Source organism: Mesonia mobilis DSM 19841, from assembly GCF_000423405.1.
Classification (GTDB): Bacteria; Bacteroidota; Bacteroidia; order Flavobacteriales; family Flavobacteriaceae; genus Mesonia; species Mesonia mobilis.
Map to the genome: position 1 here is coordinate 76,843 of NZ_AUHX01000005.1, position 23,793 is coordinate 100,635.

At 36.0% G+C, this 23,793-nt stretch carries 25 protein-coding genes; 10 read left to right on the forward strand and 15 right to left on the reverse strand.

Annotation, left to right across the window (positions count from 1 at the left end):
• Positions 1 to 32 precede the first annotated feature (32 nt).
• Positions 33 to 1,244, reverse strand: a complete 1,212-nt coding sequence (locus G551_RS0104780; protein ID WP_229797312.1) for a CHRD domain-containing protein — start codon at positions 1,242 to 1,244, stop codon at positions 33 to 35.
• Positions 1,245 to 1,358: 114 nt separating this feature from the next.
• Here G551_RS0104780 and G551_RS0104785 point away from each other — a divergent pair, with 114 nt between their 5' ends.
• Positions 1,359 to 2,042: an SIR2 family NAD-dependent protein deacylase gene (locus G551_RS0104785; protein ID WP_027884483.1), complete on the forward strand. Its 684-nt coding sequence runs from the start codon at positions 1,359 to 1,361 to the stop codon at positions 2,040 to 2,042.
• Between the two features lie 15 nt (positions 2,043 to 2,057).
• Positions 2,058 to 2,606 carry a hypothetical protein gene (locus G551_RS0104790; protein ID WP_027884484.1) on the forward strand — a complete coding sequence of 183 codons (549 nt, stop codon included), beginning with the start codon at positions 2,058 to 2,060 and terminating at the stop codon, positions 2,604 to 2,606.
• Between the two features lies 1 nt (position 2,607).
• Here G551_RS0104790 and G551_RS0104795 read toward each other — a convergent pair whose 3' ends face one another.
• Complete coding sequence (locus G551_RS0104795) at positions 2,608 to 2,793, reverse strand: hypothetical protein (RefSeq protein WP_027884485.1); 186 nt, start codon at positions 2,791 to 2,793, stop codon at positions 2,608 to 2,610.
• Positions 2,794 to 2,955: 162 nt separating this feature from the next.
• Here G551_RS0104795 and purB point away from each other — a divergent pair, with 162 nt between their 5' ends.
• Positions 2,956 to 4,290, forward strand: coding sequence for an adenylosuccinate lyase (gene purB / locus G551_RS0104800; protein WP_027884486.1), 1,335 nt, complete (start codon positions 2,956 to 2,958; stop codon positions 4,288 to 4,290).
• 69 nt (positions 4,291 to 4,359) lie between these two features.
• Entirely contained in the window at positions 4,360 to 4,923 is a 564-nt protein-coding gene (locus G551_RS0104805) for a pentapeptide repeat-containing protein (RefSeq protein ID WP_027884487.1), read from the forward strand.
• Here G551_RS0104805 and G551_RS0104810 read toward each other — a convergent pair whose 3' ends face one another.
• Positions 4,924 to 6,096, reverse strand: coding sequence for a GlmU family protein (locus G551_RS0104810; protein ID WP_027884488.1), 1,173 nt, complete (start codon positions 6,094 to 6,096; stop codon positions 4,924 to 4,926).
• 43 nt (positions 6,097 to 6,139) lie between these two features.
• Positions 6,140 to 6,595, reverse strand: a complete 456-nt coding sequence (locus G551_RS0104815) for a hypothetical protein (protein WP_027884489.1) — start codon at positions 6,593 to 6,595, stop codon at positions 6,140 to 6,142.
• A gap of 63 nt (positions 6,596 to 6,658) precedes the next feature.
• On the opposite strand from G551_RS0104815, the gene panB reads away from it, so the two are divergent.
• From panB to G551_RS0104835, 4 genes are read left to right on the forward strand one after another with little or no spacing between them, the layout of a single operon-like run.
• Complete coding sequence (gene panB / locus G551_RS0104820; RefSeq protein WP_027884490.1) at positions 6,659 to 7,477, forward strand: 3-methyl-2-oxobutanoate hydroxymethyltransferase; 819 nt, start codon at positions 6,659 to 6,661, stop codon at positions 7,475 to 7,477.
• The gene (locus tag G551_RS0104825) at positions 7,477 to 7,980 is read left to right on the forward strand and encodes a cupin domain-containing protein (RefSeq protein WP_027884491.1); all 504 of its coding nucleotides are present in this window, start codon (positions 7,477 to 7,479) and stop codon (positions 7,978 to 7,980) included. Before panB ends, G551_RS0104825 begins: the two co-directional genes overlap by 1 nt.
• On the forward strand, positions 7,980 to 8,330 hold the full coding sequence (locus G551_RS0104830; RefSeq protein ID WP_027884492.1) for an SdpI family protein: 351 nt from the start codon (positions 7,980 to 7,982) through the stop codon (positions 8,328 to 8,330). Before G551_RS0104825 ends, G551_RS0104830 begins: the two co-directional genes overlap by 1 nt.
• Before the next feature lies 1 nt (position 8,331).
• Positions 8,332 to 9,027, forward strand: coding sequence for an RluA family pseudouridine synthase (locus G551_RS0104835; protein ID WP_027884493.1), 696 nt, complete (start codon positions 8,332 to 8,334; stop codon positions 9,025 to 9,027).
• 3 nt (positions 9,028 to 9,030) lie between these two features.
• On the opposite strand, the gene G551_RS0104840 is transcribed toward G551_RS0104835, so the two are convergent.
• From G551_RS0104840 to G551_RS0104865, 6 genes are read right to left on the reverse strand one after another with little or no spacing between them, the layout of a single operon-like run.
• Complete coding sequence (locus tag G551_RS0104840; RefSeq protein WP_027884494.1) at positions 9,031 to 9,705, reverse strand: SGNH/GDSL hydrolase family protein; 675 nt, start codon at positions 9,703 to 9,705, stop codon at positions 9,031 to 9,033.
• Positions 9,695 to 10,555, reverse strand: coding sequence for a 5-oxoprolinase subunit C family protein (locus G551_RS0104845; protein ID WP_027884495.1), 861 nt, complete (start codon positions 10,553 to 10,555; stop codon positions 9,695 to 9,697). The genes G551_RS0104840 and G551_RS0104845 overlap by 11 nt, the downstream gene beginning before the upstream one ends.
• Positions 10,545 to 11,279, reverse strand: coding sequence for a 5-oxoprolinase subunit PxpB (gene pxpB, locus G551_RS0104850; RefSeq protein WP_027884496.1), 735 nt, complete (start codon positions 11,277 to 11,279; stop codon positions 10,545 to 10,547). The genes G551_RS0104845 and pxpB overlap by 11 nt, the downstream gene beginning before the upstream one ends.
• 3 nt (positions 11,280 to 11,282) lie before the next feature.
• Positions 11,283 to 12,014: a 5-oxoprolinase subunit PxpA gene (gene pxpA, locus G551_RS0104855; protein ID WP_027884497.1), complete on the reverse strand. Its 732-nt coding sequence runs from the start codon at positions 12,012 to 12,014 to the stop codon at positions 11,283 to 11,285.
• 10 nt (positions 12,015 to 12,024) lie between these two features.
• Entirely contained in the window at positions 12,025 to 13,176 is a 1,152-nt protein-coding gene (locus tag G551_RS0104860; protein WP_027884498.1) for a DUF2891 domain-containing protein, read from the reverse strand.
• A 10-nt stretch (positions 13,177 to 13,186) separates the two neighbouring features.
• Entirely contained in the window at positions 13,187 to 14,725 is a 1,539-nt protein-coding gene (locus G551_RS0104865; protein ID WP_027884499.1) for a YifB family Mg chelatase-like AAA ATPase, read from the reverse strand.
• Positions 14,726 to 14,996: 271 nt separating this feature from the next.
• Between G551_RS0104865 and mqo the strand changes: the two genes are divergently transcribed.
• Together mqo and G551_RS0104875 are read left to right on the forward strand one after the other, a co-directional pair.
• A complete protein-coding gene (gene mqo, locus G551_RS0104870) occupies positions 14,997 to 16,493 on the forward strand; it encodes a malate dehydrogenase (quinone) (RefSeq protein ID WP_027884500.1) in 1,497 nt (498 codons plus the stop codon).
• A 193-nt stretch (positions 16,494 to 16,686) separates the two neighbouring features.
• A complete protein-coding gene (locus tag G551_RS0104875; RefSeq protein ID WP_027884501.1) occupies positions 16,687 to 17,505 on the forward strand; it encodes an alpha/beta hydrolase in 819 nt (272 codons plus the stop codon).
• Between the two features lie 231 nt (positions 17,506 to 17,736).
• On the opposite strand, the gene pgi is transcribed toward G551_RS0104875, so the two are convergent.
• The 5 genes from pgi to G551_RS0104900 form a co-directional block, all read right to left on the reverse strand.
• Positions 17,737 to 19,341 carry a glucose-6-phosphate isomerase gene (pgi, locus tag G551_RS0104880; RefSeq protein ID WP_027884502.1) on the reverse strand — a complete coding sequence of 535 codons (1,605 nt, stop codon included), beginning with the start codon at positions 19,339 to 19,341 and terminating at the stop codon, positions 17,737 to 17,739.
• Positions 19,331 to 20,194, reverse strand: coding sequence for an N-acetylglucosamine kinase (locus G551_RS0104885; protein WP_027884503.1), 864 nt, complete (start codon positions 20,192 to 20,194; stop codon positions 19,331 to 19,333). Before G551_RS0104885 ends, pgi begins: the two co-directional genes overlap by 11 nt.
• Positions 20,195 to 20,200: 6 nt before the next feature.
• Complete coding sequence (gene gap / locus G551_RS0104890; RefSeq protein WP_027884504.1) at positions 20,201 to 21,208, reverse strand: type I glyceraldehyde-3-phosphate dehydrogenase; 1,008 nt, start codon at positions 21,206 to 21,208, stop codon at positions 20,201 to 20,203.
• Between the two features lie 12 nt (positions 21,209 to 21,220).
• Positions 21,221 to 22,207, reverse strand: coding sequence for a 6-phosphofructokinase (gene pfkA, locus G551_RS0104895; protein WP_027884505.1), 987 nt, complete (start codon positions 22,205 to 22,207; stop codon positions 21,221 to 21,223).
• 128 nt (positions 22,208 to 22,335) lie between these two features.
• Positions 22,336 to 23,790 (reverse strand): alpha-amylase family glycosyl hydrolase, encoded by a 1,455-nt coding sequence (locus G551_RS0104900; RefSeq protein ID WP_027884506.1) that lies wholly within the window; start codon positions 23,788 to 23,790, stop codon positions 22,336 to 22,338.
• Positions 23,791 to 23,793 lie beyond the last annotated feature (3 nt).

Sequence of the window (23,793 nt, forward strand, 5' to 3'; positions counted from 1 at the left end):
GTCGGGTTTCCTCTTAATTATATTTTGGCTAATTATTGAGCGTTTGCACCAATATTACCTTGAGCAGCTAAAGTAGCTAAATCTGTTGCACTTGCGTGTACATTTACATAACCGTCATAGTCCATAATGTCACTATACATAAAAGCAGTATCATCATCAAATTCGCTTACGTTCGTCATACTCATTCCAGTATCTCCATCTACTGGATTAAAACTAAAAGCAATTGCTCCAGAATCTCCTACAGCTCCCATATGTATGTGTGCAGGATGTTCACCACCAGCCGGTGTATCATCTAACATAATAGTTGCTAAAGCTTCACCGTTCAAACGTTCTTCGAACATTACTGTTCCAGAAATACCAGCAATATCAACTTCATTTAAAGTATAGGTAAGTGATTCTCCAGTTAACGCATTTTGACCGATATCTCCTTGAGCTACGATTGTTCCTAAATCGGTAGCACTCAAGTGAACATTCACATAACCATCATAATCCATAATATCACTATACATAAAAGCAGTTTCTTCATCGTCTAATTCACTTACGTTGGTCATACTCATTCCAGTATCTCCGTTTACAGGATTAAACGTAAAAGCGATTGCTCCGCTTTCTGCTGCAGTATTCATATGAATATGTGCAGGGTGCATTCCGCCGGCCGGTGTACCATTTAACATAATGGTTGCTAAAGCTTCACCATTCATACGTTCTTCGAACATTACTGTTCCAGAAATACCGTCAACAGCTCTTTCATCTAAATCATAAGAAAGTGATTCTCCGGTTAACGCATTTTGCCCGATATCACCTTGTGCGACAATTGTACCTAATTCTTCTGCGCCTAAATGCACATTAATGTAACCATCATAACTTGTTAATTCTTCAAAAGTTACGGCATTACCATTATCATCTGCAGAAACAATAGTTGTACTCATACCGGTACTACCATCTACAGGATCTAAAGAAATTGCAATGTCACCACCTTCAGCAGCAGTGTTTTCGTGAATATGTGCCGGATGCATACCACCGTCTGGAGTTCCCATAATATTCAACTCTATAATAGTTGAACCATCTTCCTGTTCAACAAAAGTCGCTTCACCAGAAATTGAAGGATCTGCAACCGATCTTAAATCGTAAGTAACGCTTTCTCCTTCAAAAATAGGATTGTCGAAACTGTCGTCATCATCACTACAACTCATAATAAGTGTAGGAATTGAAATAAAAAGTAAAAGTTTGGATAATTTTTTCATCATTTATGCTTATTTTGATTATTAGTAATTCAAAGGTTGAATTTTATTTTTTAATAGTAATCTGAACAATTATTAAACATTACATAAAATTTAATTGATTTTGTTAATAATTTAATAATGGAAAACGTTGTAGTATTATCAGGTGCAGGAATTAGCGCCGAAAGCGGAATAAAAACTTTTAGAGATGATAACGGACTTTGGGAAGGTCACGATGTGATGGAAGTTGCCTCGCCACAGGGCTGGGAAAATAACCAAGAACTCGTTTTAGATTTTTATAACAAACGTAGAAGACAATTAAAAACAGTAAAACCTAATCCTGCTCACGAAGCGCTGGTTAAGTTAGAAGAAAAGTATCACGTAAATATCATTACTCAAAACGTAGATGATTTACACGAACGCGCCGGAAGCTCCCAGGTTACACATCTTCACGGAGAACTATTTAAAGTTAGAAGTACCTTTAATGAAGATTTAATTCTCGATTGGAAAGACGATTTAAACCTAGGTGATTTCTGTGAACACAATTCTCAATTACGCCCTCACGTTGTTTGGTTTGGAGAGCAAGTACCCATGTTAGAAGTTGCCGTAAGTTTAGTTGAAAAAGCAGATTTACTTATTATCGTTGGCACTTCGATGCAAGTTTATCCCGCAGCGAGTTTAATGCATTACGCTCCAGAACATACGCCGGTTTATTTTATAGACCCCAATCCGTCGATCAATTCTACTAATAAAATTGAAGTGATTGCCGAGAAAGCTTCTGTCGGTGTAGTTGAATTAGTGGATCGGTTATTGGCAAATAATTAATTATAGTTTAGAATCGTGAAAGATAAACTTTTAACAGACCTACTTCAACTAAACACAACTCCCGAAAACCGAAAGTTTTTCACCCAAAAATTATTAGTATCACCACAATTGATTGAAGTAGTTCCTGTATTTATTCTAGATGAGCATAAAGATGTTTCAGGTAAAGCAGCTCGCGCTTTAGAATTGGTTTGTCAAAAAGATGCTGCTTTAATATTTCAGCATAAAAAGAAATTGTTTAAAATCGCTTCAATAGCAAAACAAGATGATGTGATTAGACCTTTGGCTAAAATTTTTGAATTATGGACGCTCGATCATTTCAGTAAAAATCCTACGATTCAACTTCAAACTAAAGATCAAGAGAAAATTACTACGATTTGTTTCGATTGGTTAATTAGTCCGCAAAAAGTGGCACCACAAGCTTACAGTATGCAAACTTTGTATTTATTAGGCACAAAAACAGCGTGGATTCACCCGGAATTAAAGCTTATTTTAGAGCAAAATTATGCTCGAGGCACTTCAGGATATAAAGCGCGCGCCAGAAAAATTTTAACTGAAATAGGTTAGCTTACATTTTAAACCACTTCTCTATTTCTGCATCTAATTCTTTTACTGAAATATGACCAATACCACTAGTATAAGTATTTTCACGCTGTCTTTTCTCTAAAACTATAAGTTTACCAACTAGCTCATCGATGGTAAAATGATCGGGAAAATTTTCTAATTCTCGTTGTAAAACCTTTTTACTTATCATTTTGTAAAATATGAGAATTCTAAATTACAATTAATTTCTACTGAATAATTTAAATTTTTGATAATTAACAATTTACATTGCCATAAAAATTACTTAGTTAATCTATTTTTTTGCTGAACCTTAAGTTTTATATTTACCGCTTTAAATTTTTAAAGCAAACCTATGAATCCGCTTCAGGCAATTTCACCAATCGACGGGAGATATGCTTCCAAAACCAAAGATCTAGTTTCTTATTTTAGCGAAGAAGCGCTAATCAAGTATCGAGTAAAAGTAGAGATCGAATATTTTATCGCACTTTGTGAATTACCTTTACCTCAACTACAAAAAGTAGACGCTTCTTATTTTCCTAAACTTCGTGAGATCTATGAAAATTTTTCTGTGGAAGATGCGCAAGCGGTAAAAGATATAGAATCGGTGACCAATCACGATGTAAAAGCGGTTGAATATTTCATCAAAAAAGAAATGGATGAGCTAGGTTTAACCGAATCTAAAGAATTTATTCATTTTGGTTTAACTTCTCAAGATATTAATAACACCTCGGTACCATTAAGTTTAAAAGATGCGATCGAGCAAGTTTATTATCCGGTTTTAAACGAGGTTTTAGATAAACTAAAAGAAATGGCAGAAGACTGGAAAGAAATTCCGCTACTTGCCAGAACTCACGGGCAACCTGCCTCTCCTACTCGTTTAGGTAAAGAAATTGATGTGTTTATTACGCGTATCGAAGAGCAAATAAAAACCTTAGCGCAAACCCCGACAGCAGCAAAATTTGGTGGCGCAACCGGTAATTACAACGCACACAAAGTTGCTTACCCAACTATCGACTGGAAAAAATTTGGAACCGAATTCGTAGAAAGCTTAGGGATGAAGCACTCCTTCCCGACCACTCAAATCGAGCATTACGATTATATGGCGGCAACTTTCGATGCTTTAAAACGTATCAATACCATTTTGATCGATCTAGATCGTGATATCTGGACGTACGTTTCGATGGATTATTTTAAGCAAAAAATTAAAAAAGGTGAAGTAGGTTCTTCTGCGATGCCACATAAAGTAAACCCGATCGATTTTGAAAATAGCGAAGGTAATTTAGGGATCGCCAACGCTTTATTTGAGCATTTAGCAGCAAAATTACCGGTAAGCCGTTTACAACGAGACCTTACCGATAGTACGGTGTTAAGAACGATTGGAATGCCAATGGGACATACGTTAATCGCTTTACAATCTACTTTAAAAGGATTGAATAAATTATTGCTGAATGAAGATAAACTTCACGAAGATCTAGAGAAAAACTGGGCTGTTGTTGCCGAAGCGATACAAACTATCTTACGTCGCGAAGCTTACCCAAATCCTTATGAAGCTTTAAAAGGTTTAACCAGAACCAACGAGAAAATCACTGCAAAAAGTATTGCAGATTTTATTGAAACGCTAGAGGTTTCTGAAGAAATAAAAGCTGAATTAAAAGTGATTACTCCGCAAAATTATACCGGTATTTAAAATTTTTAAATTGCTGAATACTATAGAAAAGCTCGAAGTTTATTTAACTTCGGGCTTTTTAATTTTAAGATGAAATATTACCAAGACGAAACTTTTAAAAACGTAGATTTTTCAACTGAAAAAGAAATTGTCGAATTTGACAATTGTAGCTTTCAAAATTGTCAATTTACCGGAATGAAGTTACTCAACTTCAATTTTATAGAATGTGAGTTTCATACCTGCGATTTTAGCGCTGCCAACTTAAGTTCTTGCAGTCTTAACGATTGTAATTTTGAAGCTTGTAAACTCTTAGGCTTACGCTTCGACCTTTGCAACCCATTTTTATTTCAGGTGAATTTTAAAGACTGTCAGCTTGATTTTTCTTCGTTCTACCAATGTAAGATGAAGAAAACCAATTTTGAAAATTGCAGTTTAAAAGAAGTAGATTTTACAGAAGCCGATCTTGAAGGGAGCAACTTTCACGAAAGCTTGTTAAGCGGAGCTGTATTTGAACGCAGTAACATAGTAAAAAGCAATTTTACGACTGCGCAAAACTTCAACATCAACCCGGAAATAAACAACATAAAAGCAGCCCACTTTTCAAAAGAAAATCTTAGCGGACTGCTTTTAAATTATGGAATAATGATTAAATAATTATCCTCTTCTAAATTTAGAAGTCTCTTCAAAAACGTGTTCTAAAATTGCCTTGTCCTGGTCTGAAAAAGAAATGCTGCGTCTTTCCATTACTTTTTCAGCAACTTCAAAAGCTTTATTGGTTTTATAGGTGGTTGTTCCGCTACTGCCGCCCCAACTAAAACTCGGTACAAAATTTCTAGGGAAACCGGCACCAAAAATATTAGAACTTACACCAACTACTGTTCCTGTATTAAACATCGTGTTAATTCCGCATTTAGAATGATCTCCCATCATTAATCCGCAAAATTGTAATCCGGTTTTGGCAAAACCTTCGGTTTCGTAACTCCACAATCTTACCTCAGCATAATTATTCTTCAAGTTAGAATTATTGGTATCGGCTCCTAAATTGCACCATTCACCTAAAACAGCATTTCCTAAAAAGCCGTCGTGCCCTTTATTAGAATAACCAAATATTACTGAATTATTTACCTCTCCTCCAACTTTACTATGCGGTCCAACGGTGGTTGGTCCATAAATTTTTGCACCCATTTTTAAAGTTGAATGCTCGCAAAGTGCAAACGGACCGCGTACGCTACAAGCTTCCATCACTTCAGCATCTTTACCGATGTAAATTGGTCCGTTACTCGCGTTTAAACTAGCAATGGTTAATTTTGCACCTTCTTCTACAAAAATGCGTTCTTTATTTATACAGAAAACAGATTCAGGAATTTCTGCAGATTCTCGATCTTTGGTTAACCAGTAAAAATCTCTTTCGATAGCATCGCCGTTCTTAGAAAAAATATCCCAAGTATTTTCGATAAACAAAGGTTCTTCTTCTACTTCTATGGTATCAAAACTTTCTAGATCTATTTCTTCATCTTCCGCAGTTAGAAAAGCGACATAAGTATCTTGATGAACGATCACTTGATTAGCCTTTAGATTTTCTATTTGCTGCAATAAACTTTCTGAAGGAAAATACGCTCCATTAATCATCACGTTCTGTTCTAACTCCACCATTGGCCATTTTTCAGATAAATAAGCTTCAGTAACGGTAGTCGTTGTACTTTCTAGCAAAAGTTCCCACTTTTCACGAATGGTTAAAATACCTACACGAATATCGGCAACCGGTCGTGTAAAAGTGAAAGGCAATAATTTATTTCTGGCATCTCCGTCAAAGAGTATATAATTCATAAGATTGTGTTTTGGTAGCGAATTTAAAAAGTAATCTACAAGATTAGTCTTTACAAGCTTGTTTTTTTCGAGTATCGACAATCGAGAGTATTTTCCAGGCTTTGTCGATATAAATAAGTTGAAAGTTATTTACGCCACAATGGCTTAATTCATTATTGATGTAAAACTCGTAAGGCATCCAAACATTTGCCAAATAACCATCGGTATTCACTGTTAAATTCCCTAGTCGTTCTTCAAAATTAACTTCCGCAGGAATAGAAGAAATTGAACTTACGAATTTTTCGTAACTATCGGTATTCACCACCATTTTTCCGTTTTCTTTTTTTCCGATAGATTTTAGTTGAACTTTTTCAAAAGCAAAAGTTTTCAGTTTTACACTGTCTTGATCGTGAAAAGCTTTAAAAAACTCTTGAACCATATGCTTTGCAGCCGCTTCTGAAGGTTGAGAAAAACTGCTAAAACCTATAAAAAACAACAGGATAAAAGTGAAAAATCGCATAGCGTTAATGTTTTGATGTTCGTGTACTAATTTAGTACTTTTACTTCAACAAAAAACAAGAAAATGTCTGTTGCAAAAAAACAATATAAAAGAGTTACGGTAAAATCGTTGGTAGAAATGAAAGCCAACAAAGAAAAAATTTCGATGCTTACAGCTTACGATTTCACGATGGCGAGTATTGTAGATGGTGCCGGGATCGATGTGATTTTAGTAGGAGATTCTGCAGCCAATACGATGGCCGGTCACGAAACCACTTTACCGATAACGCTTGACCAAATGATTTACCACGCTTCTTCTGTAATTAGAGGGATTAATCGATCGTTAGTAGTGGTAGATTTACCATTTGGTTCTTACCAAAGTGATCCAAAAGAAGCTTTGCGTTCTGCGATTAGAATTATGAAAGAAAGTGGCGCACACGCTTTAAAACTTGAAGGTGGTAAAGAAATTAAAGATTCGATTAAACGAATTTTAAATGCCGGTATTCCTGTCATGGGACATTTAGGATTAACGCCACAATCGATCTATAAATTTGGAACGTATACCGTTAGAGCGAAAGAAGAAGCTGAAGCCGAAAAGCTCAAAGCCGATGCTAAAATGCTAGAGAAAATAGGCTGTTTTGCAGTAGTTTTAGAAAAAGTACCCGCAAAACTTGCTAAAGAAGTAGCCGAAAGTATCTCGATTCCTGTCATTGGGATTGGCGCCGGTAACGGAGTTGATGGTCAGGTATTAGTAGTTCACGATATGCTAGGGATGACGCACGAATTTAATCCGCGTTTTTTACGTCGTTATTTAGATTTACATACCGAAATGACCAATGCTTTTGCAGCTTATCATAAAGATGTGAAATCGGGTGATTTCCCGAACGAGAACGAGCAATATTAATGACGGAAGCCGAAAAAATAATTCAGCGACTTGAACTTGAACCGCATCCGGAAGGTGGTTATTTTAAAGAAACTTACCGTAGTGAAGGTAAAATTTTAGAAAATCAACTTCCCGATGTGTTTGACGGAGATCGTAATTTTTCTACTTGTATTTATTTTCTACTGACTTCTGAAACCTTTTCAGCATTTCATAAAATTAATCAAGACGAATTTTGGCATTTTTATAAAGGAAGCGCCATTCAGCTTTTTATGATTTCTGAAGAAGGAAAACTTTCTGAAGTGATTATTGGCAACAACCTAGAAAATGGCGAAGTTCCGCAATTTGTGGTTCCTAAAAATTATTGGTTTGCCGCAAGAATAATTCAACCAGAATCTTATGCTTTGGTAGGTTGCACCGTTTCACCGGGTTTCGATTTTAGAGATTTCACTTTACCGAGTAGCGCTGAATTATTAGAAAAATTTCCGCAGCACGAAAAAGTGATCACTCAACTCACGCATAACTAATGGAAAATCTTTTCAATGCATTTACGACTCCATTATTATTAAGCGGAATCATTTTCGTGATCGTGAGTTTATTGTTGTTGAAGTTTCCACCGAAAGAAATCAATTCGTTTTACGGTTATCGCACTTCTACTTCTATGGAAACGCAAGAGCAATGGGATTTTGCACAACGCTATTCTTCCATTATGATGCTTAAATGCGGCATTGGTATGATATTGATTTCGCTTATTGGTCCGTTTCTAACAGGCGTAGATGCAGCCGTTTTATCGATCTCTGCAATTGTAGTTTTGCTTATTCCGGTGGCGATCTTATTTTATAAAACTGAAAAAGCTATTAAAAATAAGTTTAAGTAATTTGAAAAAAGAACATTCTCATAAAGACAATTTAAAAGTCGTTTACGAAGACAATCACTTGATCGTCGTCAATAAACGCGCCGGCGATATTGTACAAGGCGATAAAACCGGAGATAAACCTCTAAGTGAAGTTGTAAAATCTTATTTAAAAGAAAAATACAATAAACCCGGCAATGTATATTTAGGAGTTGTGCATCGTTTAGACCGACCAACAACAGGGATTGTTTTATTTGCTAGAACTTCTAAAGCTTTACCACGCTTGAACAAACTTTTTGCTGAAAAGAAGACAGCGAAAACCTATTGGGCGTTGGTAAAAAATGAACCGCCTAAAAAACAAGATACGCTCGTTCATTATTTAAAGCGAAACCCAAAACAAAATAAATCTTACGCGCATAAAAATGAAGTTCCCGATAGTAAAAAAGCGATTCTTCATTATAAAATCATAAAAAAGCTAGATAATTACTTTCTGCTGGAAATCGATCTAGAAACGGGAAGGCATCACCAGATTCGTAGTCAGTTATCGGCCATTGGGTGCCCAATTAAAGGCGATTTAAAATATGGATTTGATCGCAGCAACAAAGACGCCAGCATTCATTTACACGCCAGAAAACTTACATTAACTCATCCGGTTCAAAAAGAAGAAATGTCTTTTGTCGCTCCGTTACCCAACGAGCCGCTTTGGAAAGCTTGCGAGTAGTAATTATTTTAAATTTTCAATCGCTTGTTCAACCAAAGGTTCCATCACCGAATAACCTTTTTTATTAGGATGAACACCGTCTTCTGCATATTCCGGATTTAATGATAAATCTTCCATCACCATGCCATCGTAATAATCTACGTAAGAAATATCATGCTTTGTAGCGTAGGCTGAAAGTAAGTTATTAAGTTGAATGATTTTCTGTTTCGGGTCGATCTTGGCGTTCCAAGGGAATGCTGCTGCCGGCAATACCGAACATAAGATCACCTCAATATCATTAGCTTTGGCCAATTCTACCATCGAAACAATATTCCCAAAAATGTTTTCTACTTTAATAGGACCGGTATTTTCTGCGATATCGTTAATACCGGCTAAAATCACTACAGCTTTCGGTTGCAGATCGATCACATCTTCTCGAAAACGCAATAACATTTGCGAAGTCGTTTGCCCGCTAATTCCACGATCGAGATATGGATTTTTATCGAAAAACTCCGGCCTTGTTGGCTTCCAAAACTGTGTGATCGAATTTCCCATAAAAATAATGTGATCTTCTAACGGAATTTCTTCTGCTAATGCTAGATTTTCTTTCTCATAAAATCTAAGATTAGCCCAATCTTTTTGTTGTGCGTTTGCCATACTGCAAATAAAAACTAAAATGAATAAAATCTTACCGTTCATAATTTTTTAATTGAAACTGAATAGCATCGCCTTGCTTTTTTTGCGCTAATAAATTAATACTTTCTTCGGTTAGCTGAAATATTCTCGGATAACCGCCTGTTGTTTGCGCATCACGCATCAAAATAATGAGATTACCTCCCGGCGTAAATTGAACTGTTCCCGGCAAAACAGGTTGTGTTAAAATGGGTTTCAAGTTATTTTCGATTTTCTCTTCTAATTGATAAGCCATTCGGCTATTATTTTTTGAAACGCTGAATGTTTGCTGAAGTAATTTATCGATCATCGCATCGGTAAGAAAATCAAATTCAGGACCGGGATAAACTTCAATAGCTTCAGAAGCATACTTTTCGGCTTCGTATTTTAAATGTGCAAAAGTTTTCTCTTTGGTATCACGATATTCAGCAATCTGGAGTTGATCGCCTTTTTGTAAAGCGCTAGTTTTCGTAATAGGTTCGTACATACTTCTGCTTTTCAACTTCATTTCAGTTTGAAACCCTCCGTTCATAGCCAAATATAAACGTATTCCTTTCGTGATCTGCTTTATTTGAAGTACATCTCCATTTTTAACTTCAAAAGGTCTTAAAAGCTCTATTTTCTTATCATTTAAAGTTACTACGGCTTCTAAACCTGAAAGTGCCACTAACATTTCTTCTTCAAAAACTAAGGTTGGCCCCATCATCGTGATTTCTAGAACGGCTTCGTATTCGGTATTTCCCACCAAAAGATTTGCAATTTTGGCAGAGTAGCGATCCATCACACCACTTTGCGGAACTCCGTAACTCGCAAAACCGGTTCTCCCAAAATCTTGAACGCTGGTTAACAATCCCGGTTGTTTCACTTTAATGCTCATAAACTTCTTTTTTCAATTGATAGTTTCCTTCTTCGACTTGATTTTTGATCTCTTGATATGCTTCTAAACTTACCGACTCAAATTTAAGTTTATCGCCCGCTTGAAACGGAGAAGGTTTTTCGTTTTCTACGTCAAAAATTGAAACCGGACAATTACCAATAAGTTGCCATCCGCCGGCAGAAATTTGCGGGTAAATTCCGGTTTGTTTTTCACCGATGCCAACCGCTCCTTTTTCAACCTTTAAACGGGGTGATTTTTTACGTGAAATATGAAGCTTTTTATCGAGCCCGCCGAGGTATAAAAATCCGGGTAAAAAACCGGTAAAGAAAATCGTATAATTAGGTTGGGTATGAAGTTGAATTATTTCTGAAATTTCTAAGTTATTCTGCTTTCTTAGCAAAGCTAGATCTAAACCAAATTTTTCATCGTAACATACCGGAAGCGTAAACTGATGGAGTTGAAGTTTTTGCTGCTCACTATCGACCAAAATTAGCTTCTCAACTACTGAAATTTCATCATAAATATTATTTATAGTTGATATATAATTCACTAATAATGAATTATATGTGTTTGTTATTTCAACCTTAACTTCAATATAATAATTTTGAATATTTTTCTTCACCTGAAGCAAGTAATATAGTAAATCTTCTTCAATTATTTCTTCCCAAGACAATAAAATAGCTTGATTACCGAATGCTTGAATACTTGGTTTTTGGTACTTCATCTTCTATCCTATTTTAATATTTTTCAATGCTAATTGTTCTCGCAAATACTTAAAAATTTCAACTGAATTCTGAGTGTCGCTATGCACACAAATGGTATCAAAATTTGCTTCTAAAAACGCATCATTTTCAAGCTGAATTTTTCCTTCAGAAACCATTAAAAATACGTGCTGAAATACAGCTTCTTTTTCATGTAAAACAGCCTTGTTTTTTGAGCGTGAAACCAAACTAAAATCGGCCTCATAATTTCGGTCTGCAAAACCTTCTTTCCAAGTGTTTAATTTTGTTTTAGCGATTGCTTCTACCACAGAATTCGGCGGTACAAAAAGTATTAATTGTTCGTCGATCTCCTTTACAGCATCTACGACCAAGCGAGCTTTTTCTTCATCTTTAGCAATTTCATTATAAAGTGCTCCGTGCGGTTTTACGTGATGCAGCTTCCCTCCTAGCCTTTCGGTAATTGTTTTAACCGCTAAAATTTGAGTTTTAAGCGTGTTTTTCAGCTTGTCTAATTCAATATCCAGCTTTTTCCTTCCGAAGTTTTCAGGATCGGGATATGAAGGATGTGCACCAATATTTACCTGATGTTTTAAAGCTAAACGAACAGCTTCAGTAATCGTTTTATCATTACCAAAATGACCGCCGCAAGCAATATTACAAGAAGAGATTAATGGCATTAGTGCAGCATCGAACGCTCCGCCTTCTGCCAAGTCACAATTTAAATCTATATGTTTCATAAATAATAATTTATTTACGCTGACTTAAAGCATAAATTGAGAAAGTACCTAACCAGTGCCCACCTTCGTAAGAGTCACCAAAAAGGTCTTTGAAGGAGTGAGAAACGTGCTGATCACCGATTAATTTTAAGTGTTTAAAATCGTCTTCATACTTGTTCGCTAAATTATAAAACACCCAAGCACGACTGTAATTTAAACCGTCTAAATGCACTAGTTTTCCATCGGTTCTATCGGAAACTTCACCGGGTGTTAATTCAAAATCTTTTTGCATTAAACCGGGCATAAAGTCTTTTAACCACATTTTAAAAGTCTGTTCTGCCAAAACGCGTTGCATTAAATCTACTTCTTCTAAACAAGGCGAAAGAAAGTCGAAACCACTTGGCTCCCAACCCATCGGGCAGTTATCGTCACCTAAGTAAAAATCTTTTGCTCGAGAAGTGATAAGATCAACTAGTTTTTCATTTTCTGTGGTTTTTGCATAATCGTAAGCAAAAGTCATCCCAAAAGCGGTGTTTTCGTGTTCTCCTACGCGAATTGGGTAGTTTAATTTAGGTAGAAATTCCATATAATTTTCTACCACTTGATCTGCTAAAGGCTGAAGGTTTTGCTGTAAAGGCTTCGCAATAGAATCGTTCCAGGTATGTAATTCTTCCGAGAGTTTAAGCAACCAAGCCCAACCATAAGTACGTTCAAACGATTTGTTCTCTTTCTTCTTGAAATACTTTAATTCTTGTTGAATATTCTCTTCAGAAAGATGTAACTGAAGCTGTTCTTTAATCGCATCGGCTTCTTCTAAATCTGGAAATTGTTTTAATAAATTCACTAACGACCAATGCGCGTGAACCGCAGAATGCCAATCGAAACAACCATAAAATGCCGGATGAATCGTATCTGGCGTTTGTAAATCTTGTTCAGAAGTTAACGTATAACCCGGTTTGTAAGGATATTTGGTACTTATACATTCTAAAGGAAGCTCTACCAATTTATTAGCCTTACTTAAAGTAAGCTGAATATCTTCTAAAGGCATCAATTCTCCCTTAATATCTTCTACAATACTGGTGTCTTCTTCTGTGATCTCGTTTGCAGGTTGTATGTTATTTTCTTGCTCATTTTTGCAAGCAATAAAAGCTAATCCTAAACTTAAAAGTATAATCTTTTTCATCGTTTTTTTCTTATCCTAACCATCCGTCGCGATCTAAACTCCGGTATTGGATGGCTTCACTTATATGTTTTCCTGTAATTTTTTCTGAATTTTCTAAATCGGCAATCGTTCGTGAAACTTTCAAAATACGATCGTAAGCTCTAGCAGAAAGGTTTAAACGCTCCATTGCGGTTTTTAATAACTGCTTAGAAGCTTCATCTAACTTACAAAACTCTCGTATTTGCTTCACCCCCATTTGCGCATTGTAATGTACATTTTTTAAGTTTTTAAACCTATTGGTTTGTAACTGCCTGGCTTTAGTTACTCGCTCTCTAATCACTACACTACTTTCACCTTTTCGTTCTTCGCTAAGCTTATCGAATGGCACCGGAGTCACTTCTATATGAATATCGATACGATCTAAAAGCGGTCCGCTAATCTTGCTTAAATAGCGTTGCATTTCTGCAGGTGAAGAAGTAACCGGCGCATCGGGATCGTTAAAATAACCACCAGGACTCGGATTCATACTCGCGACCAACATAAAACTTGACGGATAAGTCACCGTAAATTTGGCTCTAGAAATCGTGACTTCTCGATCTTCCAGCGGTTGTCGCATTACCTCTAACACCGAACGCTTAAATTCGGGTAATTCATCTAAAAACAAAACGCCATTATGCGACATCGATATTTCTCCCGGTTGCGGATATTGACCGCCGCCGACTAGCGCCACATCAGAAATCGTATGATGTGGACTACGAAAAGGGCGTTCTGCCATTAATCCGCCTAAATTAGAAGTTCTCCCAACAACACTATGAATCTTTGTGGTTTCTAGAGCTTCGTGCAACGTCATCGGTGGTAAAATACTCGGCAATCGCTTGGCGAGCATCGTTTTTCCCGATCCCGGCGGACCAATTAAAATAATATTATGACCTCCGGCAGCAGCAATTTCCATACAACGTTTGATCGATTCTTGTCCTTTCACATCGGCAAAATCGAATTCAGGATGTTCTAAATTCTCGTAAAATTGCTTTCGGGTATCAATTTCGGTTCTTGTTAAAGCTTCTCCCTTATCAAAAAAATTAATTACTTCTGTAATATTTTCAACTCCATAAACTTCCAAGCCGTTCACGATAGCAGCTTCTGTAGCATTTTGTTTCGGTAAAATAAAACCTTTAAAACCTTCTTCTTTCGCTTTAATCGCAATAGGCAAAGCGCCTTTTATAGGTTGCAAACTTCCATCTAAAGAAAGTTCACCCATAATAAGATAATCACTAATATTTTCAGCTTTAATTTGTGAAGAAGCACTTAAAATCCCTAAGGCTAAAGTAAGATCGTAAGCAGAACCTTCTTTACGTAGATCTGCCGGCGCCATATTAATGGTAATCTTCTTTCCAGGTAATTTATATTTGTTGTTTTGTAAAGCAGCCGCAATGCGATAACTACTCTCTCGAATAGCATTATCGGGCAAGCCCACCAAATGGTAGCCAATGCCTTTATCGACATTTACCTCTACCGTTATGGTCGTAGCTTCTACCCCAAAAACCGCACTACCAAAAACTTTAACCAACATGAATCAAGTAATTTTCTTAAAAATAGAAATTTATTTTTAACCAACTTCTTTCTTATTAAAGTATTAAGAAAATTCCTGAAAATTTGATGAGGGCACCACCCTCTGGGTCGGGCTTTCACTACTCGCTTTTTTAAATTTCTCATTAAAATTTAAAAAGAGCTCAAACACGCCGTTCAATCCCTGGTGCAAGTCTTAAAATAACGTCAAAGTCTTTTTAGAACCTCCATAAACAACTTCATATAGGTTAACTTTAAAGAAAAAACAACGAACGATGAACAAGAAACCAATAGCAGAAAAATACGACCTCATTTGCGTAGGCGGCGGGATTATGAGCGCCACCTTAGCCTTAATGCTTAAACTCATCGATTCTTCTGTAAAAATTGCCATTTTTGAACGTTTAGACAAAGTTGCCCAAGAAAGTTCTGAAGCTTGGAACAATAGCGGAACCGGACATTCGGCCTTTTGCGAACTTAATTATACTCCGGAAAAAGAAGATGGAGGTATCGACATTTCTAAAGCCATTCAGATTTTTGACCAGTTTGAAAAATCGAAACAATTCTGGGCGTATTTAGTAGAGCAAAATTTAGTTAAAAACCCGAAACAATTCATTCATAAAGCGCCACACCATAGTTGGGTGACCGGAAAAGATAACGTTGAATTTTTAAAGAAACGTTTCGAGAAGATGAGTAAAGAATTTGCATTCAGAGAAATGGAGTTTTCAGAAGATTATTCAACCTTAATAGAATGGTTTCCGCTCATTATGAAAAACAGAGATCATTCTTCTGAACCAATGGCAGCCACAAGAATGGAATTAGGAACCGAAGTCAACTTCGGGAATATTACGGAGCAATTCTTCAGCATTTTAGAAGAGAAATTTGATACTCCGGTTTTTAGAAATCACGATGTACTCGATGTAGATCCCGATCAAGAAGATTGGTTGGTCGAAGTTAAAGATCTAAAAAACGAACAGAAAAAATATTACGATGCCGATCACGTATTTATTGGTGCCGGCGGTGGAGCATTACCTTTACTTCAAAAAGTTGAAATTGAAGAGAAAAAAGGTTATGGTGGTTTTCCTGTGAGCGGGCAATGGCTGGTTTGCAAAAACCGAGAAGTGATCGAGAAACACGATGCGAAAGTTTATAGTAAAGCAGGACCCGACGCGCCACCAATGTCAACTCCGCATTTAGATACTCGCTATATTAATGGTAAAAAAGAATTGATGTTTGGTCCGTTTGCGGGATTCAACACCAAATTTTTAAAAGAAGGGAGTTATACAGATTTAATCAAATCTATTAAATTAGATAATATCTCGTCGATGTTAGGCGCATTTTGGCACAACCTTCCGCTAACCGAATATTTAATTAGTCAAGTTAGTAAAGATCACGAAGACCGAATGAACGATCTGCGTGAGTTTGTAAAAGATGCAAAGTCTGAAGATTGGGAACTTAAAGTTGCGGGGCAACGTGTTCAAATTATTAAAAAAGACGAAAAAAAAGGTGGAAGTTTAGAATTTGGTACCGATATCGTACACAATCAAGAAGGAAGCATCACTGCACTTTTAGGCGCTTCACCGGGAGCTTCAACCGCGGTTCATATTATGATCGATATTATTCAATTAGCTTTCCCTGAGTTACTTCAGCAAAAAGATAAAGCAGAAAAACTTTCAGCAATGATCCCGTTTTGGAATAGAGATTTAACACAACATCAAGAAGAGTTTAAAGAAATTCAACAAAAATGTATGGAAATTCTTCAGCTTAACGATTAGCATTTATCTTTGAAGAAATCAAAATTGAATGTCCGTAATGCATCATAAAATGTTTCGTCACCCTAAACTTGATTCAGGGTCTCATCTGATAAGCTTTGATTTTTAGCATTATATGAGATTCTGAAATAAATTCAGAATGACGCAGAAATTAATTATTATAAATAACGGATAATCAAAATAAAAACTAACATTTATGAAAAACTTATTTTTTCTGTGCTTATTTATTTCAACATTTAGCATTCAAGCACAGACTACTTACGAAACCAAAGAGAATATTTCGTACTACACCAAAAAACAAATCAAAGGTGATAACTACAAAGCCGATCGATGTGTATTAGATATTTATTACCCTACCAATAAAGAGAATTTTGCAACAGTGGTTTGGTTTCACGGTGGTGGTTTAAGTGGTGGTGAAAAAGAAATTCCGCAGTTATTAAAGGAAAAAGGCATTGCAGTAATTGGTGTAAATTATCGATTACATCCCAAAGTTACCGCCCCTACTTATATTGAAGATGCCGCAGCGGCAGTAGCTTGGGCATTTAAAAATATTGAAGATTATGGTGGCGATAAATCGTTAATTTTTGTTTCAGGTCATTCTGCCGGAGGATATTTAGCGAGTATGATCGGGTTAGATAAAAAATATTTAAAAGAATTTGATATTGATGCCAACGATATTGCAGGATTAATCCCGTTTAGCGGACATACCATCACGCATTTTACTGTTAGAAAAGAGCGAGGTATTGACGGCAAAACTCCGATCATCGATAGTTTGGCTCCGCTTTTTCACGTTCGTAAAGACGCTCCGCCTCTACTTTTAATCACCGGAGATCGCGAAAAAGAAATGTTAGGCCGCTATGAAGAGAACGCTTATATGATGCGAATGATGAAAGTAATTGGGCACACCGAAACGACTTTATATGAAATGGATGGTTACGGCCACGGAATGACGCATCCGGCTTTCCCCTTGTTACTCAACGAAATTGAAAGAATTACTAAAATGAAGCAGAAATAATTTTTGAATGTTCTGTTGAAAATATAAAAGTGTTATACTTTTTGTCACACTGAGCGGAGTCGAAGTGTTGATTTTAGACTTGCTCTTATTAAATTGTTTGCAAAGCAGTATGAGATTCCGGATCAAGTCCGGAATGATGAAAACACATTCTTACAAATTGTGAATCATCTGATTTTATCTATAAAAAAAGCCGAGTTTCTAACTCGGCTTTTTTGTGGGGTAAATTTGTTTTTACGAAAGGTATTCTTTTACCAGACTTTGCGTTGAAGCATCTTGTGGTTGAGAAAAATCTTTCGTTTCCATCTGTTTTAAAATTCCGTTGGCTAATTGTTTACCTAATTCAACTCCCCATTGGTCATAGCTAAAAATATTCCAAATCACACCTTGTACAAATAGTTTATGCTCGTATAAAGCTACTAAACTTCCTAAGGTTTCCGGAGTTAATTTATCGATCAATAAAGTGTTGGTTGGCTTGTTACCCTCAAAAACTTTAAAAGGTTTTAAGGTTGAAGCCTTTTCAGCATCCATATCTTTTAACTCTTCTTCTACTTGTGCCGGAGTTTTACCTTTCAGCAAAGCTTCAGTTTGAGCAAAAAAGTTAGCCATTAATTTATCTTGGTGTTCTTTATTACCGTGTAACGACTTTTTAAAGCCAATAAAATCACACGGTATTAATTTAGTACCTTGATGTATTAATTGAAAAAATGCGTGTTGAGAATTGGTTCCCGGTTCTCCCCAAACAATGGTTCCGGTTTGATAAGGTATTTTATTTCCGTCGCGAGAAACACTTTTTCCGTTGCTTTCCATAATACCTTGCTGTAAGTAAGGTACTAGTTTGTGTAAATATTGTGAATAAGGAATAATAGCTTCTGTTTCGGCATCAAAAAAGTTATTGTACCAAATACTTAAAAGCGCTAACGTTACGGGAATATTGTCTTTAAAATCGGTTGTTTGAAAATGCTCGTCCATTTTTCCGGCTCCGTCTAATAAGCTTTGATAATTTTCAAAACCTACCGCGCAAGCAATAGATAAACCTACCGCGCTCCAGAGTGAAAAACGACCACCAACCCAATTCCACATTGGGAAAATGTTTTGATCTGCGATACCAAATTCTTTTACACTTTCTAAGTTGGTTGAAACGGCTACGAAGTGTTTTGCAACATTTTCTTTAGCAGCAGTTTTTAAGAACCAATTTCTTACTGTGTTTGCGTTTGTAATCGTTTCTTGAGTGGTAAAACTCTTAGAAACAATAATAAAAAGTGTAGTTTCTGGATCTAGATCCTGAATGGTTTCCATCACGTGATCTCCATCTACATTTGAAATGAAGTGAACGCCTAAATGATTTCTGTAGTATTGTAAAGAATCTACGATCATTTGTGGTCCTAGATCACTACCACCAATACCAATGTTTACGACATCTGTAATGGCTTTACCGGTATAACCTTTCCATTCTCCTGAAATAACTTCTTGCGAGAAGTCTTTCATTTTTTGAAGGGTTTCTTTTACTTCTTCCGGCTTTTCGTTTCCACGAAGTGCGGTGTGAAGTACAGCTCTCCCTTCGGTTTGATTAATTTTATCTCCGTTGAATTGCTTTTCTATCGCATCTTTCAATTCAACTTCGTTTGCCAATTCTAATAATAAATCTTTGGTAGTAGTATTTATTCTGTTTTTAGAATAGTCTACAAAAAAGTTATTCCATTTCAACTGAAATTTTTCTGCTCTAGAAGCATCTTCAGCAAAAAGATCTACTAATTTTTGATCTTTTATTTCTTGATAATGTTTAGCTAACTTTTCCCAAGCTTTAGTAGCTGTTGGATTTATTGTTTTAAGAGGCATTGTTGATTACGTTTTTTCTATAATGTTCTATTAAACCATCGATTGGTCTTCTTACAATGTTACCTAATTCTAAACTGTAAGGTTTTAAAGCGTCTTCAATAATTTCTTTTGAAAAATGCGCTATTGAGCCTACGAAGTGAATTGGTACATTTTGAGATTCTCTAAAGCAAAGTACACGGTTTTCGATAAACTTTTTCATTCCTTCAGAAATGAGTTTATAGAAATAGCCATTTACTTCTTCACTTGTAAAAATGAATTCTGCAAAATGTGCAAGGTAAGTATTTGGATTGTCTTCTTGGTATAAGTTACGTTTAATCTCGTCTGCATCTAAGTTAAAACGCTCTTCAAATTCTTTTGCAAGAACTACCGGCATTCTCTTATAGTAGTAATCTCTAATTAAACGTTTTCCGAAGTAATTTCCGCTGGCTTCATCCATTAAGATATAACCTAATGAATCTACTGCCATTCTTACATCTTTACCATCGAAAAAACAACTGTTAGAACCTGTACCTAAAATACAAACAATACCCGGTTCTGAAGTCACTGCATAAGAGGCCGCAACCATATCTTCGCGAACATCTACTTCTGCATTCGTAAAATATTCCCCAATAATTCTTTTAAGGTTCTCTGTTGGTCTTTTTGTACCACAACCGGCGCCAAAAAAACCTACTTGGGTAATTTTATCTTTTACTTGAGCAAGGTCTTCATTTTCCCGTAAACGGCTTTCAAGAACTGGTGTCTTGAAAACCGCCGGGTTTAATCCTTTTGTGCGTGTTTTAAATACTTTTTCGCCGTTATCGTCTAAAAGTATCCAATCGCACTTGGTAGAACCGCCATCTGCTATTAATAACATAGACGATTATTTAAGTGAATTTACGTGTAACGCAAGGTCAATTAACTTTGTTGAATAACCCCACTCGTTATCATACCAAGAGATCAATTTAAAGAAGTTATCGTTAAGTGCGATACTAGAACCTGCATCGAAAACACTTGTTTGACCTTCACCTACGAAATCTTGTGAAACTACTTCTTCTTCAGTATAACCTAAAATTCCTTTTAAATTACCGTCTGCAGCAGTTTTTAATGCTTTTTTAATGTCTTCTAAAGAAGCTTCTTTTTTTGTTCTAACAGTAAGATCTACAACAGATACATCTGCAGTTGGTACTCTAAATGCCATCCCGGTAAGTTTTCCGTCTAATTCAGGAATTACCACTCCTACCGCTTTTGCAGCTCCTGTAGAGGTTGGGATAATGTTAGAAATAGCGCTACGTCCTAATCTAAAGTTTTTTCTAGATGGAGAATCTACAGTGAATTGAGTTGAAGTACTCGCGTGTACGGTTGTCATTAAACCTTCTACGATACCAAATTCATCATCAATAACTTTAGCTAAAGGAGCTAAACAGTTTGTAGTACAAGAAGCGTTAGAAACAATTTTGTCTTCTGCTGTCGCTTTTTCGTGGTTTACACCCATTACGAACATAGGAACGTCTTCTTTGGTTGGTGCAGAAATTACTACTTTCTTAGCTCCAGCATCAAGGTGTCCTTTTGCTGTTTCTTGAGTTTTAAAAATACCTGTACATTCTAAAACTACGTCTACATTTAGAGCATCCCACTTAAGGTCTGCAGGATTTTTTTCTGCAGAAACACGGATTTCGTTACCATCTACAACTAAATTACCATCTTTAACTTCTACTTCTCCGTTAAATTTACCGTGTGTAGAATCATATCTTAACATATATGCTAAGTGATCTACTTCTAATAAATCGTTAATTCCTACTATATTAATATTCGGATTTTCGTTTGCTATTCTAAAAGCAATTCTACCAATACGACCAAAACCGTTGATAGCTACATTTACTTTACTCATAAGTTTTAATTTTTAAATTGAAGTTATATCTGCAACCCTTCTTAGATCGATATCAATTTCATTTTCTCCTGAAATTGCCAGATCGAAAGGCACATATGTTAATTTTTTGTCTTTTATCCCTACCATCATATCACTTTTACCTTCTAGTAATGCGTCTACTGCGCCAATCCCTAAACGGCTGGCAAGTACACGATCATAACAACTTGGAGAACCTCCTCGTTGAATATGCCCTAGAACGGTAACACGTACTTCATAATCTTCTAAGTTAGTTTCTATAAATTCTGCTAATTCAAAGATGTTTTTACCAATTTGATCGCCTTCAGCAACCACAATGATACTTGAAGTTTTTCCGGACTTTTTACTTCTTTTTAAAGATTCTAAAAGTCTTTCTGTTCCTAAGTTTTCTTCTGGTATTAAAATTTCTTCTGCTCCTGCACCGATTCCCGCATTTAAGGCAATATCACCGGCGTCTCTTCCCATTACTTCAACTAAAAATAAGCGATTATGAGAATTTGCAGTATCTCTAATTTTGTCGATAGCCTCGACTACTGTATTTAATGCAGTGTCGTAACCTATGGTATAATCTGTACCACGTATATCGTTATCGATAGTTCCCGGAATACCAATTATCGGAAAATTATGCTCTTTCTTAAAAACAGAAGCTCCTGTGAAAGTACCATCACCTCCAATAACTACGAGTGCATCTATTTTTTCTGAAATTAAATTTTCGTGAGCAGTAACTCTACCTTCAACAGTCATAAATCTTCTTGACCTGGCAGATTTTAAGAATGTACCTCCTCTGTTGATTACGTTTCTTACAGACCTTGCGTTTAATTCTTCGAAGTCTTTTTCAATTAAACCTTGGTAACCTCTGTAAATTCCGGTACATTTTATTTTATGGTAAGCACAAGCACGAACTACCGCGCGTATCCCGGCATTCATTCCCGGAGAGTCTCCTCCTGAAGTAAGAACACCAATATTCTTAATTTTTTGTTCCATATGATTCAAAAATATTTGAATTTTATCATAAAACCTAATAAATGAAACGTCTAAAACGTTTTCTGTTAATAACTATATTAAAAAAGCCCCAACAAATGGGGCTTTTTTTTATGATATCAAAATTTTGGCTATTTCAAAATGTGATATTCCCATGGTAACATCTTGATTTTTTGATTTTTCTTAATGGTTAAGGTTTTGTTATTATTCATGTAATCTTGAAAATCACCTTCCAGATTTACTTCAACTTCTACCTCTTTATTGGTAACGTTTGCCAAGTAAATTATTTCATTTCCATCCTTCATTCTTTTAAAGGCGATCACCTGTTTGGGTGCTGAATTTTCTAAAGGTTCATAACTTGCCGGTTGTTGACCACCGTTTAAAGCTACATTTTCATTTTTTAGCTGACCTAATTTTTTATACACAGAAAACATATGATTGGTTTCTTTAGAAATAGTGTCTTTTTCGAAGAAACGAAGTCGTTTATCCATATCATATTCTTGACCTGAATAAATTAATGGCATTCCCGGAGCGGTAAAACTTAAAGCGGCAAAAGTTTCTACTCCGCCATTTAATCGCTCTTTTACCGTACCAGACCAAGAATTTTCATCGTGGTTAGAAGTAAAATTCATTAAAATATGTTCAGTCTTATACTTTTCTTGCATTTCTTGCATTTTCTCTTCCCAAGCTTCGGCAGTTAATTCGCCTTGCGCTATTTTATTCATCTCGTGATGAAAATCCCAACCGTAAACCATATCGAATAAATTATTCTCCATTAACTCCGGTTGCCAAGCTTCGGCTAACATAAATACGTTTTTTTCTTCGCGTAATTGAGGTATAGCTTGCTCCCAAAAATCGGTCGGTACGTTGCTCGCTACATCACATCGAAAACCATCGATATGCTCATCTTTGATCCAATACAACATATCTGCGATCATTTCTTTACGCATTTCTTGATTGTCGTAATTTAAATCGGCTACATCATCCCAACCCCAAGCTTCTCCAGTTTCCGGATTTATAGGATCGATAATTTCCCCATTTTCATTTTGCGTGTAATAATCGGGATGTTCTTCTATCCAAACGTGATCCCAACCCGTGTGATTGGGTACCCAATCTAAAATGACATAAATATCATTTTCGTGAGCGGTTTTCACTAATTTTCTAAAATCTTCTTTGGTTCCAAATTCCGGATTTACTTCGGTATAATCTGAAATCGCGTAGTAGCTCCCTAAGATCTTTTCACGCTCTTTTGGATCTTCGATATCTTCTGCAAACTTCCCGTCAGCAGATTTCTTTTTCACCTGAGAAATAGGATAAATTGGCATCACCCAAAGAATTTTCACACCCATCTCCTTTAACTTCGGAATATCTTTGGTGAAGGCTTCAAAACTTCCTTCGGGTGAATATTGACGAATATTAGCTTCATAAATCACTGCATTCTCCATCATTTCATCTTGAAATGGCGCAATGCTATCCTGAACTTCTTCTGTCGCTACTGAAGCTTCTTCTGTTGAAGTTGCTTGCTTGTTGTCTTTACAGCTTATGAATAAAGCCAACGCACTCGCTAGAATAAAATATTTTTTCATTTT

Coding starts and splice junctions, on each gene's coding strand:
- G551_RS0104810 (WP_027884488.1), bottom strand. CDS start 6,096: ATGAATTATATACTCTTTGACGGAGATGCCAGAAATAAATTATTGCCT.
- G551_RS0104830 (WP_027884492.1), top strand. CDS start 7,980: ATGGAAAATCTTTTCAATGCATTTACGACTCCATTATTATTAAGCGGA.
- G551_RS0104885 (WP_027884503.1), bottom strand. CDS start 20,194: ATGTTATTAATAGCAGATGGCGGTTCTACCAAGTGCGATTGGATACTT.
- panB (WP_027884490.1), top strand. CDS start 6,659: ATGTCTGTTGCAAAAAAACAATATAAAAGAGTTACGGTAAAATCGTTG.
- G551_RS0104875 (WP_027884501.1), top strand. CDS start 16,687: ATGAAAAACTTATTTTTTCTGTGCTTATTTATTTCAACATTTAGCATT.
- gap (WP_027884504.1), bottom strand. CDS start 21,208: ATGAGTAAAGTAAATGTAGCTATCAACGGTTTTGGTCGTATTGGTAGA.
- purB (WP_027884486.1), top strand. CDS start 2,956: ATGAATCCGCTTCAGGCAATTTCACCAATCGACGGGAGATATGCTTCC.
- G551_RS0104795 (WP_027884485.1), bottom strand. CDS start 2,793: ATGATAAGTAAAAAGGTTTTACAACGAGAATTAGAAAATTTTCCCGAT.
- G551_RS0104900 (WP_027884506.1), bottom strand. CDS start 23,790: ATGAAAAAATATTTTATTCTAGCGAGTGCGTTGGCTTTATTCATAAGC.
- pfkA (WP_027884505.1), bottom strand. CDS start 22,207: ATGGAACAAAAAATTAAGAATATTGGTGTTCTTACTTCAGGAGGAGAC.
- pxpA (WP_027884497.1), bottom strand. CDS start 12,014: ATGAAACATATAGATTTAAATTGTGACTTGGCAGAAGGCGGAGCGTTC.
- pgi (WP_027884502.1), bottom strand. CDS start 19,341: ATGCCTCTTAAAACAATAAATCCAACAGCTACTAAAGCTTGGGAAAAG.
- G551_RS0104815 (WP_027884489.1), bottom strand. CDS start 6,595: ATGCGATTTTTCACTTTTATCCTGTTGTTTTTTATAGGTTTTAGCAGT.
- mqo (WP_027884500.1), top strand. CDS start 14,997: ATGAACAAGAAACCAATAGCAGAAAAATACGACCTCATTTGCGTAGGC.
- G551_RS0104780 (WP_229797312.1), bottom strand. CDS start 1,244: ATGATGAAAAAATTATCCAAACTTTTACTTTTTATTTCAATTCCTACA.
- G551_RS0104805 (WP_027884487.1), top strand. CDS start 4,360: ATGAAATATTACCAAGACGAAACTTTTAAAAACGTAGATTTTTCAACT.
- G551_RS0104840 (WP_027884494.1), bottom strand. CDS start 9,705: ATGAACGGTAAGATTTTATTCATTTTAGTTTTTATTTGCAGTATGGCA.
- G551_RS0104825 (WP_027884491.1), top strand. CDS start 7,477: ATGACGGAAGCCGAAAAAATAATTCAGCGACTTGAACTTGAACCGCAT.
- G551_RS0104860 (WP_027884498.1), bottom strand. CDS start 13,176: ATGAAAAAGATTATACTTTTAAGTTTAGGATTAGCTTTTATTGCTTGC.
- G551_RS0104865 (WP_027884499.1), bottom strand. CDS start 14,725: ATGTTGGTTAAAGTTTTTGGTAGTGCGGTTTTTGGGGTAGAAGCTACG.
- pxpB (WP_027884496.1), bottom strand. CDS start 11,279: ATGAAGTACCAAAAACCAAGTATTCAAGCATTCGGTAATCAAGCTATT.
- G551_RS0104845 (WP_027884495.1), bottom strand. CDS start 10,555: ATGAGCATTAAAGTGAAACAACCGGGATTGTTAACCAGCGTTCAAGAT.
- G551_RS0104785 (WP_027884483.1), top strand. CDS start 1,359: ATGGAAAACGTTGTAGTATTATCAGGTGCAGGAATTAGCGCCGAAAGC.